Origin of the sequence: Paracoccus sp. M683 (assembly GCF_007096355.1) — a bacterium.
Lineage (GTDB): Bacteria > Pseudomonadota > Alphaproteobacteria > Rhodobacterales > Rhodobacteraceae > Paracoccus.
Window position 1 is genome coordinate 1 of the sequence record NZ_VKDF01000031.1, and the last position, 11325, is coordinate 11325.

General features: G+C 64.2%; 15 protein-coding genes and 2 pseudogenes. 12 read left to right on the forward strand and 5 right to left on the reverse strand.

The genetic code is table 11. The features are described from left to right. Positions 1–14: 14 nt before the first annotated feature. A protein-coding gene (locus FNJ84_RS21055; protein WP_143795176.1) for an IS3 family transposase occupies positions 15–1102 on the reverse strand; the annotation gives its coding sequence in 2 pieces (ribosomal slippage) (positions 15–841 and positions 841–1102; 1089 coding nt in all). On the opposite strand from FNJ84_RS21055, the gene FNJ84_RS21060 reads away from it, so the two are divergent. From FNJ84_RS21060 to FNJ84_RS22275, 3 genes are read left to right on the forward strand one after another with little or no spacing between them, the layout of a single operon-like run. Beyond that, positions 1083–1910 (forward strand): FAD-dependent oxidoreductase, encoded by an 828-nt coding sequence (locus FNJ84_RS21060; protein WP_221932026.1) that lies wholly within the window; start codon positions 1083–1085, stop codon positions 1908–1910. The genes FNJ84_RS21055 and FNJ84_RS21060 overlap by 20 nt on opposite strands. A 13-nt stretch (positions 1911–1923) precedes the next feature. Further along, positions 1924–2424, forward strand: a complete 501-nt coding sequence (locus FNJ84_RS22270; RefSeq protein ID WP_221932027.1) for an FAD-binding oxidoreductase — start codon at positions 1924–1926, stop codon at positions 2422–2424. Then, positions 2421–3050, forward strand: coding sequence for a hypothetical protein (locus tag FNJ84_RS22275; RefSeq protein ID WP_221932028.1), 630 nt, complete (start codon positions 2421–2423; stop codon positions 3048–3050). The genes FNJ84_RS22270 and FNJ84_RS22275 overlap by 4 nt, the downstream gene beginning before the upstream one ends. A gap of 353 nt (positions 3051–3403) precedes the next feature. Here the strand turns inward: FNJ84_RS22275 and FNJ84_RS21070 are convergent, their stop codons facing one another. Then, positions 3404–3754, reverse strand: coding sequence for a helix-turn-helix transcriptional regulator (locus FNJ84_RS21070; protein ID WP_007803330.1), 351 nt, complete (start codon positions 3752–3754; stop codon positions 3404–3406). 63 nt (positions 3755–3817) lie between these two features. On the opposite strand from FNJ84_RS21070, the gene FNJ84_RS21075 reads away from it, so the two are divergent. Next, the gene (locus FNJ84_RS21075; protein ID WP_007803328.1) at positions 3818–4669 is read left to right on the forward strand and encodes a cation diffusion facilitator family transporter; all 852 of its coding nucleotides are present in this window, start codon (positions 3818–3820) and stop codon (positions 4667–4669) included. A gap of 128 nt (positions 4670–4797) precedes the next feature. Here FNJ84_RS21075 and FNJ84_RS21080 read toward each other — a convergent pair whose 3' ends face one another. After that, positions 4798–5238 (reverse strand): hypothetical protein, encoded by a 441-nt coding sequence (locus tag FNJ84_RS21080; protein WP_143795178.1) that lies wholly within the window; start codon positions 5236–5238, stop codon positions 4798–4800. A 264-nt stretch (positions 5239–5502) separates the two neighbouring features. Between FNJ84_RS21080 and FNJ84_RS21085 the strand changes: the two genes are divergently transcribed. Further along, positions 5503–6774 carry a site-specific integrase gene (locus FNJ84_RS21085; protein WP_143795179.1) on the forward strand — a complete coding sequence of 424 codons (1272 nt, stop codon included), beginning with the start codon at positions 5503–5505 and terminating at the stop codon, positions 6772–6774. 3 nt (positions 6775–6777) lie between these two features. Here the strand turns inward: FNJ84_RS21085 and FNJ84_RS21090 are convergent, their stop codons facing one another. Further along, positions 6778–7380, reverse strand: a complete 603-nt coding sequence (locus FNJ84_RS21090; protein ID WP_028720873.1) for a hypothetical protein — start codon at positions 7378–7380, stop codon at positions 6778–6780. Positions 7381–8002: 622 nt separating this feature from the next. On the opposite strand from FNJ84_RS21090, the gene FNJ84_RS21095 reads away from it, so the two are divergent. From FNJ84_RS21095 to FNJ84_RS21120, 7 genes and pseudogenes are all read left to right on the forward strand, one after another. Next, positions 8003–8251 carry an AlpA family transcriptional regulator gene (locus FNJ84_RS21095; protein WP_089386171.1) on the forward strand — a complete coding sequence of 83 codons (249 nt, stop codon included), beginning with the start codon at positions 8003–8005 and terminating at the stop codon, positions 8249–8251. Then, entirely contained in the window at positions 8248–8487 is a 240-nt protein-coding gene (locus FNJ84_RS21100) for a hypothetical protein (RefSeq protein WP_143795180.1), read from the forward strand. Before FNJ84_RS21095 ends, FNJ84_RS21100 begins: the two co-directional genes overlap by 4 nt. Further along, positions 8484–8879: a VRR-NUC domain-containing protein gene (locus FNJ84_RS21105; protein ID WP_143795181.1), complete on the forward strand. Its 396-nt coding sequence runs from the start codon at positions 8484–8486 to the stop codon at positions 8877–8879. The genes FNJ84_RS21100 and FNJ84_RS21105 overlap by 4 nt, the downstream gene beginning before the upstream one ends. Beyond that, positions 8876–9883, forward strand: coding sequence for a helix-turn-helix domain-containing protein (locus tag FNJ84_RS21110; RefSeq protein WP_143795182.1), 1008 nt, complete (start codon positions 8876–8878; stop codon positions 9881–9883). Before FNJ84_RS21105 ends, FNJ84_RS21110 begins: the two co-directional genes overlap by 4 nt. A gap of 71 nt (positions 9884–9954) precedes the next feature. Further along, positions 9955–10344, forward strand: a pseudogene (locus FNJ84_RS22510) (DNA cytosine methyltransferase); the annotation flags it as partial. A gap of 55 nt (positions 10345–10399) precedes the next feature. Next, complete coding sequence (locus tag FNJ84_RS22515; RefSeq protein WP_255471367.1) at positions 10400–10972, forward strand: DNA methyltransferase; 573 nt, start codon at positions 10400–10402, stop codon at positions 10970–10972. Continuing rightward, a pseudogene (locus tag FNJ84_RS21120) lies at positions 10969–11196 on the forward strand (hypothetical protein); the annotation flags it as partial. The gene FNJ84_RS22515 and the pseudogene FNJ84_RS21120, both read left to right, overlap by 4 nt. A gap of 30 nt (positions 11197–11226) precedes the next feature. Here the strand turns inward: FNJ84_RS21120 and FNJ84_RS21125 are convergent. Next, positions 11227–11325 (reverse strand): transposase domain-containing protein (locus tag FNJ84_RS21125; protein WP_143792218.1); only part of this gene is annotated, 99 nt, incomplete at its 5' end.

Genomic DNA, 11325 nt, shown 5'->3' on the forward strand with positions numbered 1-11325 from the left:
CGCTGGCGTAGAATTTACGCGGCCATTTTCAGCTTCATGGCGGGTGTGACGCCGCCGATGCCCATGTTGGGGCGTTCGTTGTTGTAGGTCCACAGCCATTCAGTGGCTATCTGCTGCACCTCCTCGATAGTTTCAAAGATGTAAAGGTCCAACCATTCATGCCGGACTGTCCGGTTGTAGCGCTCGACATAGGCGTTCTGCTGGGGCTTGCCGGGTTGGATGTGCTGGATCGTGATGCCCTGTTTCTCGGCCCAGGTCATCAGCGTGGAACTGACGTATTCGGGGCCGTTGTCGACCCTGATCGCCAGAGGCTTGCCGCGCCATTCGATGATCTGGTTCAGGGATCGGACGACCCGTTCGGCGGGCAGGGAAAAATCGACCTCGATCCCCAGGCCCTCGCGATTGAAGTCATCCAGCACGTTCAAGAGCCGGAACTGTCGCCCGTCGGCCAAGCGATCCGCCATGAAATCCATGGACCAGACCAGGTTAGGTGCCTCCGGCACGGCCAGTTCCTCGGGCTTCTCCCGCTTCAGCCTGCGCCGCGGCTTGATCCGCAGGTTCAACTCCAACTCGCAATAGATCCGGTGAACCCGCTTATGGTTCCAGACATGCCCCTTCACGTTCCGCAGGTGCAGGAAGCACAGCCCGAACCCCCAGGTCTTGTGGACGTTGGTCAGCCCCACCAGCAGGCCGGCGATCAGCTCGTTCTCCTCGTCGCGCTTCGGGTTGTAGCGGAAACAAGTCTCGCTGACTCCGAACGCGCGGCATGCCAGCGCGATGCTGACCCCCCTCATCGCCACCGCCTTCTCGGCCAACTCCCGGCGTTGAGCTGGCCGTGTCACTTTTTTCCAAGAGCTTCTCGAAGCAGGTCGGCCTGCATGCTGAGATCGGCAAACATGCGCTTCAGCCGCCGGTTCTCGTCCTCCAAGGCCTTCATCTGACCCATCATGGACGCATCCATGCCGCCATACTTGGCCCGCCACTTGTAGAACGTCGCGCTGCTGATCCCGTGCTCGCGGCACAATTCGGGAACGGGCATCCCACCCTCCGCCTGGCGCAGCACGCCCATGATCTGGGCTTCGGTGAAACGGCTCTTCTTCATCGGAATCTCCTCGTCCATCCTGCCGAGAAAATTCTACTTCCGCATCCCCTTAACAACGGGGTGGATTACCCGCATCGACCCGTCCCTGAGTTCAGCCCGCGAAAAATTCGCCGGCGCGATCTATTGCCCCACGGACGGCAGCGGCGATGCCCGGATGTTCACCCGCAATCTGGCCGAATATTGCGCAACGCAACTGGGCGTCACCTTCCTCTACGATACCGAGATCCGCGACCTGGAAACCTCGGGCGACCGGATCACGGCGGCGCTGACCAACAAGGGCCGCATTGCCGGCAATGAATTCGTGGTCTGCCTTGGCGTCTTTGCCCCGCGCTTCGCGCGCAAGCTGGGCGTGTCGCTGCCGATCTATCCGATCAAGGGCTATTCCGTCACCATGCCCATCGGCGACAAACATCAGGCCCCGACCGTCGGCGGCGTCGATGAGGACAACCTTGTCGCCTATGCCCGCTTCGGCAACCGCATGCGCGTCACCGCGACAGCCGAGTTCGCCGGTTTCAGCAAGACGCACAAGCCTCAGGACTTCACCCATATGCTGCGCGCCACCCGCGAACTGTTCCCGCAAGGTGCTGATTTCGGCCAGCCCGACTACTGGGCCGGGCTGCGGCCGATGACCCCCGACGGGCTGCCGATCTTTGGCCGCGGCAAGCGCTTTGCCAATGCGGTGATGAATCTCGGCCACGGCCATATGGGCTGGACCATGTCGGCGGGCTCGGCGCGGATCGTCGCGGATATGGTCAAGCGGACAGAGCCTGCCTTCAATCCCGAAGGCATGCTGGTCAAGGCCGTATGACCCGGACGACGCCATGAAAGACAGCTATGACGTGGCAATCATCGGCGGCGCGGCTACGGGCTCGGCCATCGCCTATTTCCTTGCCGCCAACCCCGATTTCGACGGATCCGTGCTGCTGATCGAGCGGGACCTCAATTTTGCCCACGCCGCCACCTCGCTTTCGGCATCGGCGATCCGCAGCCAGTTCTCGACCCCGATCAACGTGCAGATCAGCCGTTTCAGCCATCGGTTCATGATGAATTTCGCCGAGACCATGCAGGTCGACGGGCAAGCTCCGCAGCTGAACTTCCATCCGGGCGGCTATCTGTTCCTTGCCAAGAATCGCGATCAGGCCGAGATTCTGCGGCAGAACCACACCGTGCAGACCGCCAATGGCGCCGATGTGGTGCTTTGGAGTGCCGATGAACTGGCCGGCGCCTTTCCTCATCTGAATGTGGTGGATACGCGCTGCGCGGCGCCGGCCGCTCCGCCTGCTCGAACCATATCAGCAAGGGCACCTGTGCCAACAAGGTGACGATCCGCCAGCAGGAACTGGAGAGCCGCGTGCTGGCCGGCATCCAGACAAAACTGATGGCACCCGAGTTCGCCGGCGATGCGATGAAAGCCTATGCCGAGGAGATGAACCGTCTCAACCGCGAGCGCCGCAGCAATGGCGCGGCCTGGCGCAGCGAACTGGCCAAGATCGAGAAGGACATCCGCGGCATCATCGAGGCGATCAAGGCCGGTATGTCCCATCCGAGCATCAAGGGCGAGATGAACAAGCTGGAGTCAAGGAAGGTCGAGCTGACGGAGCTGCTGCAGAACGTCCCGCAGGACCAGCCCGACATCCTGCCGGCTGCGGCGCAGATCTATGCCCGGCGGGTCACCGAGCTGACCGAGGCGCTGAACCACTCCGAGACGCAGGTAGAATCCGCCGACCAGCTTCGCGTATTGATCGAGAAGATCGTCCTCACCCTCGGCCCGAACCGCGGGGAGGTTTACGCCCGCCTGCACGGCGATCTGGCGACGATCCTGAAATGGGTAGCGCGTCAGGACGGAAAGACCGGGACAAAAAACAAAACTCCCGGCGCAGAACGCTCGGGAGTGTTGGTCTCAGTGGTCGCGGGGACAGGATTTGAACCTACGACCTTCAGGTTATGAGCCGAACTCTTTGGTTCTCATGACTCTTTTCTTTTCAGAGACTTAACGTGCAAGCCTTTGAGACGGCAGACTTTTTCGTGAACTATCGGCGCTTCTCGCCGGATTTGGACGGATCAACGTGCGCACAGGGACGCATTCGCGGGTTGACCAGACGTTGACAAGCGATGTTCATCGAACGCGAAAGCCATCCCTACATCCCTTGGATCGGTCTCGACGCGAAGGGCGGAGAGCGGACGGTCGCTGCGCAAAGGATGGAGGTCAGCAATGCGAACAAAGGGTGCATTCGCTGCGGATGCGCAGATGGCTGCTTCAGGTTTGGCGCACCGATAGGACATTGCAGCAGGTCGCGCCGGTTAGTCCGTATAGCTTTGGCAGGCATCAACTCCGTTGGCTGTCGAGGCAAGTAGCTGATCTGCATCACGGATGAGATCGGCGACCCGCCTGTCCGCCAGACGATACCGAACGAAGCGGCCTTTGCTGCGGCGACTGACCAGCCCGCATTCCAGCAGACAGCGCAGATGGTTCGAGACGTTGGGCTGACCCAAACCCGTATGCCCGACGATTTCCTGCACGTTGCGTTCGTCCGACACCAGCGCATCGAGGATCGTCAGACGGCTGGGATCGCTTAGGCCCCGGAAGAGCTTTGCCCGTAGTTCCAGTGTATCGGGTGCCGAAAGATCGTCTTGAATGTTTTGCGCTGTCATATCATTATCCACTGATACGTTAGCAGCGTACCTTTTCGCCCGCCACCACAAAAAGGATCGCACATGAGCCAGCCCGATAACAGCAAGTTGGCGACAGCCTCCTCCCCGATCCGAATGCGGGTGCAAGGCATGGACTGCGCGAAAGATGCCGCCGAGATCGAGCGCGCGGCCCGGTCTGCGGGCGTGGCCGAAGGCGACGTGAAAGTGTCCGCCGCCACCCACATCATGACATTGCGGATCGCGGACGGCGATCTGCCGAAAGTGCGGCCCGCGCTCGACGCGACCGGCTACGGTTTCGAGAAGATCGAGGACGGCGATACATCGTCCGATCCGGCCTACAAGGACCCGAGCTATCGCCGCGCGCTCTGGATCGTGGTCGCGCTCAATCTCGGATACGGCGTGGTCGAAATGTTCGGCGGGTTCCTGTCCGGTTCGCAGGCGCTGAAGGCAGACGCGCTCGATTTTCTGGGCGATGGTGCGATCACGTTTCTGGGCCTGCTCGCCATCGGCTGGAGCCTGACATGGCGGGCGCGGTCGGCGATGATCCAAGGCGTGTTTCTGGGCCTTCTGGGCCTTGGCGTTGTCGGCAGCACGCTCTGGCGTGTCCTCAACCAGACCACGCCAGAAGCCGGGTTGATGGGAGCCTTCGCGGTAGGTGCGCTGATCGTAAACATCCTCGCGGTGCTGCCGCTGCTAAAGCACCGCAAGGGTGATGCCAATATGCGAGCCGTCTGGCTGTTCTCTCGCAACGACGCCATCGGCAACCTCGCCGTGGTCATCGCCGCCGGGCTGGTCGCGTGGCTTGGCAGTGCATGGCCCGACCTGATCGTCGCGTTCGCGATCGCGGGGCTTTTCCTGCATTCGTCGTGGATGATCATCCGCGATGCCCGGAGTGACTTGGTGGAAGCTGACTAACTCCATCATGGTGCGACGCGCCGGACGAAAGCCGACATTCGCGCGCCCCGCAGCATCGGTGAGTCTGGGCTCCAAGTGGACCTTCGTTCCAATGAAGTCGAACGGCAGCTCTGGGCAACTCTCCGCCCCTACCTCTTCGGCGTCACATCCTTCATCCCATGCTGCAGCAACAATGAGACCTGTTCTGCGGTGAACTTGAACTCCTGGCCATCTGGGATCCGCTCGGCTGACACCGGGTATTTCGGGCGGCGGGGGTCGATGCCGGTGATGCGGAACTGCTCGCGCCCGGTGCTGAACTGGCGGCCGTAATCGGCGGGGGAAAGCCCAAAGGCCTCGGACAGCGCCTCGAACCGAAGCCGCTCGGGATCGAGAGCGCTGCCATCCGGCAGGGGGATCGAGACGCGGAAGGTGGCATCGAACCCCCAGCGCAGGTCGGCGCCGGTGATGTCGCGCGGCTCGACCACTAGGCGATGACGAGCGGCGACGGCTTCGCAGGCCTTCAGCATTTCAGCTTGCAGGCGCCGGCACAGCACGGGCGTCAGGTTTCTTGGTGGCTTGGCGCTGGGCATGGAAGTTTCGTGTTTGGGGTGTGCCGACAGGATTACCTCTTGCGCGGCCTCCGATCAAACCATCGGCGCAGAAGGGGGCGGGCGTCCGTCTGTTCCCCACCCCGTGCGCTGGGCAAAGTCACCTAACACCTTGTTTTTCTTTTTTAGGAATTGTCACCCGGCCTTCAATTCCACCTTCCGCCTATATTCCGGTCCCGGTCCCGTGGTCCGCCTTGATAGTGGCGCGGGTCTACGCCTGTGTCGTCGGGCAAGGAGGCTGGATGGATGGTCAGACGACTGAAACTGAATGAGAAAACCCTGCGCGAGGCGGAACCCAAGCCCGGCGTCAGCTATCAGATCTTCGACACGGAGGTGATCGGATTTGCGGCCCGGGTGCAGGCTTCCGGCGCGCGCACGTTCACGATCGACTACCGCCATGCCGGGCGGCAACGGCGGATGACCATAGGGCGCTGGCCGGAATGGAGCGTCACGGCCGCGCGCGAACGCGCCAAGGAACTGCGCCGTGCCATCGACGAGGGGCAGGATCCTCTGGCGGCGCGCGACGAATGGCGCGGGGCCCCACGTGTCACAGACATGATCGACCGCTACATCGCCGAACACCTGCCGAAACTGGCCAAGACCAATGCGGGCGACCAGGTGTCGATGCTGAAGAAGATGGTCGAACCGGCGTGGGGCAACCGGCTGGTGACGGAGATCACCAAGTCCGACGTGGCCAAGTTCCTCGATTTTGTGGCCGAGGGGCGCCCCCGTCCCTGCAAGGCAAAACCCAATAACCGGGCTCGAAAGCTGCAGGGTCACAAGCCCACCCCGATCCGCGCCAACCGAATGGGCGAGGTGCTGCGCAAGATGTTCACGCTGGCCATGGAATGGGAATGGCGGACGGACAACCCTGCGCAGGGGTTCCATCGGCGTATCGAACATGCCCGCGAGCGCTTCCTGTCGCCCGAAGAGCTGACCCGGCTGGCGGCCGTGCTGGATGCCGCCGAGGATCAGCGCGCCGCGGCCATCATCCGCATGTGCATGTTGACCGGCGCCCGGGTGGGCGAGGTCCGGACGGCCCGGTTCGAACAGTTCAACCTCGACTATGCGATCTGGTCGAAACCCGCCTCGACCACCAAGCAGCGAAAGATCCATCGCGTCCCAATTTCGCAGGACGTCGCGGCCATCGTGCGGCTGCGCCAGCAGGCAGTACCGAGCGGCAACCCATGGCTCTTCCCCGGCGACACGGTCGGGCAACCGGTGCGGGAAATCCGCCGCTTCTGGGCCAAGGCACAGAAGGACGCCGGGCTGGCCGACGTCCGGATCCATGACCTGCGCCACACCTTCGCCTCGCTTCTGGTCAGTGGCGGCGCATCGCTGGAAATAATCGGCAAGCTCTTGGGCCACAGCCAAATGCAGACCACCCAGCGCTACGCGCACTTGATGGATTCCCCCCTGCGGGCGGGCGTCGACACGGTGGCCAGCCTGCTGCGCCCGCGGCCGCGCCTCGTGCATGACGCGGCGCAGGACGGGGCCGACCTGCCGAAATCGGCCTGATCTTCACACGGTTTCCTCGCCGCGCAACTTGCGCCAGAGAGAGCTCAGCCGTTTGCGGATGGTGCTTTCATCCGGCACCTCGCCCGACTTCGAATTCTGGACGAACCAGTCCTGCACCAGCGAGACCAGAGCGGTCTGGGTTTCCGGAACGCCCTTTTCGAAGATGAACCACGTCAGCCATGCGTACATCGCATCCCAATCGTAACGCGGGCTGGCGCCGATTGTGGAGGCCGGGCGGCGCAGCAGATCGCGTTCTTCTTCGAATTGCAGCAACGACCCCGATGCCACCAGCAGGTCTGACGAGCGGATCGGGAGGCCATCCGAAGGTTCGGTCACGTGCGCCCATGTCGCGCTGCCGGGTTTGAGAACGCGCCTCAATCGGCCGATATCGTCGCTCGGCCCAAACCGCCTGAACATGCACATCAATTCGGCGATAGGCACCTCGACCAAGCCCCCCACGACTTCATCCCCACATCTGACGGGCGGAATGCCTGCGACAACCTTCAGATGGCCCTCTGCCGCCCAGCCCGCGACATCGGCCGGGGGACAGCCCCAGCGCACAGCAATTTCGTAGATGGAATAGAAGGCGACGGGCGGCAAAGGCATGAACGAACTCCTCTCAGACATACGGCATCCTTCGGCCAGGGCCGTCGGACTGCGGGTTACAAAAACCCGCCGTGCCAAGCACGCGGGTGGACTGGCTGCAGCCCACGTCGTCGAGGAAAACTGCCTGTAATTGGGCACCCCACCCCAAGAGGGGCGGCACCTGGCTTCGGTTGCCTTGTCGATTCTTATGTTCTGCTCAACCACGAATCTACGCATCCTGAAGGCGAACGATCAACCAGAATCCTGCACTGGCGCACCGGAACAAAAAAAGAACTTGTGGATATCATCCAGAACCGTCGGAACCCGACCGGAATGGTCCATTCCGGCAATTCCGGTCCCTGCGAAACCGGCGAAACCGCCTCAGCGCCGCCCAATCAGCCCCAAGCTGTCGGAGCGGTGTGGACGAAGCGCGGATCGTCGCCAGGAAGCGGCGCTTGGAATGCCCTGCGAAGGCTGCGGCAACGCCTGTCGCGTCGCGCGCTATCCGCTGAAAGTCCAATAAAACAAGGGGTGGAATTGGGAGATAGCGGCCAGTTCCACCTTCCGCCTGTCTTCCGGTCCTCACGCTCTGCTTCGCTGAAACCGCCCCCGGCAGAGGGGCGCGAGGCGAACGGAGCAGCCGATGAAGGACATGCAAAACGACCCAGTGGAGGAGGTCCCTGACCTTTTGGCCGACTGGATCAGCCGCGAGCAGCTTGCCCGCGCACTGGATTTGACCACAGACACTTTGTCGCGGTGGGAAGCCCGCCGTCAGGGTCCGCCCTGCACACGCATAGGTCGAAAGATCTTCTATCGCCGCGCCGCCATCCAGGAGTGGATCAGGGCGCAGGAACAGGCTCACCCGGTGCGCAAGACGCGGGGGCGGCCATGACGATCCACCCCCGCAGTTCCGCCTGGCCCGCCGACCGCGTGGCCGAGGCCCGCGCCGTGATCGCCGATGTCGCGCATCACAGCGATCTCCTGATCCGGCTCGCCTGCAATGTGCTCGTCCAGCATGGCGAGACGCTTGGCGAGCGAGCTGATGCCCTGCGCCTGCTGGTCGTCGTCAATGCGCGGCGGCCAGTGCGGCGCGCCCAGCGCGAGGATCAGGGGAGGGCCGCGCGATGAAGCGCCGTGGCACTCCCGAGGCCGATCTGCAGCGTGCCGTGGTGCAGGCGTTGCGCATCGCCCTGCCCCGCACCGCCATCATCCATCACTGCGCCAACGAGGTGACCGAGGCCGGGCCCCGCGGGGCCAAGCGCCAAGCGATCCTTGTCGGCATGGGCGTCCATGCCGGGTTCGCGGACCTGATGGTCCTGAGCGACGGCCGCGTCCTGTTCCTCGAACTGAAGGCACCGAAGGGGCGACTGCGGCCGGAGCAGGAGGCGTTCCGCGATGCGGTGCAGGCGCAGGGGTTCGGCTGGGCGCTGGTCCGAAGCCTCGACGACGCGCTGGGCGCGCTGGCCGATCAGGGCTTCACCACGCGCATCGCCCCTTCCCCGCGGAGGCCCGCGCCATGAGCCACGAGGCCACCAACTGGGCCATCAAGCAGCGCGGGTTGAAACCCACGACCAAGATCGTGCTCTGGCACCTCTGCGACCGGTTCAACCCGGATTACGGCTGCTTTCCTTCGCAGGACCGGCTGGCGCATGACTGCGAGATCAGCCGGTCCACACTGAACGATCACCTTGGCCACCTCGAGGCCGTGGGCCTGCTGCGGCGGGTGCCGCGGCTCGACCCCGTGACCAAGCGCCAGCTGCCCACCCGCTACATCCTGGGGTTCGAGCCGGGGTTCACACCCGTGGCTGTGGTGCCGTGTCCGGAAATCGGACACGGCGAAGGCGACGGTGCGGAAATCGCTGAGATGGTCGAGGGTTCGCGCCTTGATGGTGCTGCCGACGCCCTGCCGTGTCCGGATTTCGGACACGGGGATGAGGCGAGTCCCGTGTCCGATTTTCCAGCCGAGCCGTGTCCGGAAAATGCCGAAAGCCGTGTCCGAAATCCGGACACTAACCCTGTAAGGGAACCTCTAAGTAAACCAGTAAAGGAGGAGGAGGGCGCGCAGGCGCGCGAGACGATTTCCGATGAGGTTTTCGCGGACCTGCTCGCAGCACTCGGCCTCGACCCCGACGCCCTGCCCGGCTGGTGGCAAGGCTGGCCGCCCCGGCTGCACGTCCAGCGCTGGCGCGACGAGCTGGGGCTGACCGAGGCGGAGATCATCGCTGCCGCCGAGGCCAGCCGCCAGGAACACCCCGAACCGCCCGATGGACCGAAGGCGCTGGACCGCGCCATGCAGCGTGCAGCAGGGCGCAAGGTCGAAGATGCGGGACGGAAGCGCAGAAAGCCCAAGGCGGCCCCCGCCCCAACGGCAAAGCCGATCACCGATCTGCCCGCCTTCTACGCCGATCTGGTCAACTCCGACCGCTACCTGCCGGTCAGCGCAATCAGCAATACGATGCGCGATGCCATGCTGGCCCGGGGGCTGGTCACGGCCGAACGCCTGCGCGAGCGCGGGGTGCGGTGAATGGCATGGTGTCACGTCCCCGGCACGGATTGTCCCTCTGCGCAGGCGGCGGAGGCCTTGATCTGGGCCTCATGCTCGCCGAACCCGGCTATCACACCCGCGCCTTCGTCGAATGGGAGGACTGGCCGCGCGCGGTCCTCATCGCCGCGCAAGCAGCCGGATACTTCGCCCCGGCCCCGATCTGGACCGACCTGCGAACGTTCGACGCCCGGCCCTTCCGCGGCGCGTTCGATGCCGTCCTCGCCGGATATCCCTGCCAGCCCTTCAGCGCGGCCGGAAAGCGCGGCGGTGCCGACGATCGCCGCCACCTCTGGCCCGATGTCGCCCGCGTCATCGGCGAATGCCGCCCGGAATGGGTCTTCCTCGAAAACGTCGCCGGGCACGTCACCCTCGGCCTCGAGACCGTCCTGCGGGAGCTTTGGGGATTGGGCTACACGCCTGCGGCGGGCCTCATCTCGGCGGCAGAGGTCGGCGCGCCGCATGAGCGGTTGCGCATCTTCATCCTGGCCCACGCCGATGAGCCTGCATCCTGGCACCGGCCGCTACAATCCGGCCGGGAACAGCGACTTCACCCGCAAGGCAGAGGCATTGGCGCTGGGCATCGCGAAAGCTCTGCCGAACCACTGGCCGACACCGGCCGCGCAGAACTGGAAGGGGTCGAGCCAGGCCAGCATCACCCGCACCGATGGCAAGTCCCGGATGGACCTGCTGCACTACCGGGCGGAGCAGGGCTTCACCCACCCAGCCCCGGTGATTTCGCCGGATGGGCCACGGTTCTCGCCGCACGCCCCGATCTCGCGCCCGCTCTGGGCTTCGATGATTGCCTCGCATGGGCGCGTCGTCTCGCGGCGGATCCTGAAGGGCCGGTCGCGGCGGCGGCTGAACCCGCTCTTCGTCGGATGGCTGATGGGCTGGCCCATCGGGCACGCGCTCTGCGCCTGCTCGGCAACGGAGTTCACCCTCTGGCAGCAGCACATGCGTGGCGCACTCTCGCAGCTGCCCATGGCCTCGGGCCCGTGGATCTGGCGGCCGACCGGTGCAGCCCAGCGCCCGGCGCAGATGGATTTCCTTGAAGGATTGCAGCCATGAGTTTCCACGGCCGCGTCAGCGGCACCAGGATCAAGCGCGCGCTGGGTGTGCAAGCCGCGCTGGAATGGGCGTTCCGGATCGAACAGGCGCAGCTGGAACTGCCGCTGCCCCCGGACGTCACCGAGGAAGGTTTCGGCTTCGGCCTGGAATACGTCCTGCTGCAACGGGCCGTGCTGGGCTGCAAGATCGACGGCGGCCAGCACAAGATCGGCGGCTACACGCACGGTAAGCGGTCGCAGAACAGCACGGTCAGCTTAGCTTGACGGCTTGAAGTTCCACGGCAGCAGGTCGTCGAGGCGGCTTTGAGGGTGGCCGTTGGCAATCGCGGTCAAGGTGGCCCTTAGATATTCGAA

Bases quoted from the DNA above. Each gene is read 5' to 3' on its own strand.
- FNJ84_RS22270 (WP_221932027.1), top strand. From the start codon at position 1,924: ATGAAAGACAGCTATGACGTGGCAATCATCGGCGGCGCGGCTACGGGC.
- FNJ84_RS21070 (WP_007803330.1), bottom strand. From the start codon at position 3,754: ATGACAGCGCAAAACATTCAAGACGATCTTTCGGCACCCGATACACTG.
- FNJ84_RS21075 (WP_007803328.1), top strand. From the start codon at position 3,818: ATGAGCCAGCCCGATAACAGCAAGTTGGCGACAGCCTCCTCCCCGATC.
- FNJ84_RS21080 (WP_143795178.1), bottom strand. From the start codon at position 5,238: ATGCCCAGCGCCAAGCCACCAAGAAACCTGACGCCCGTGCTGTGCCGG.
- FNJ84_RS21085 (WP_143795179.1), top strand. From the start codon at position 5,503: ATGGTCAGACGACTGAAACTGAATGAGAAAACCCTGCGCGAGGCGGAA.
- FNJ84_RS21090 (WP_028720873.1), bottom strand. From the start codon at position 7,380: ATGCCTTTGCCGCCCGTCGCCTTCTATTCCATCTACGAAATTGCTGTG.
- FNJ84_RS21095 (WP_089386171.1), top strand. From the start codon at position 8,003: ATGAAGGACATGCAAAACGACCCAGTGGAGGAGGTCCCTGACCTTTTG.
- FNJ84_RS21100 (WP_143795180.1), top strand. From the start codon at position 8,248: ATGACGATCCACCCCCGCAGTTCCGCCTGGCCCGCCGACCGCGTGGCC.
- FNJ84_RS21105 (WP_143795181.1), top strand. From the start codon at position 8,484: ATGAAGCGCCGTGGCACTCCCGAGGCCGATCTGCAGCGTGCCGTGGTG.
- FNJ84_RS21110 (WP_143795182.1), top strand. From the start codon at position 8,876: ATGAGCCACGAGGCCACCAACTGGGCCATCAAGCAGCGCGGGTTGAAA.
- FNJ84_RS22515 (WP_255471367.1), top strand. From the start codon at position 10,400: ATGAGCCTGCATCCTGGCACCGGCCGCTACAATCCGGCCGGGAACAGC.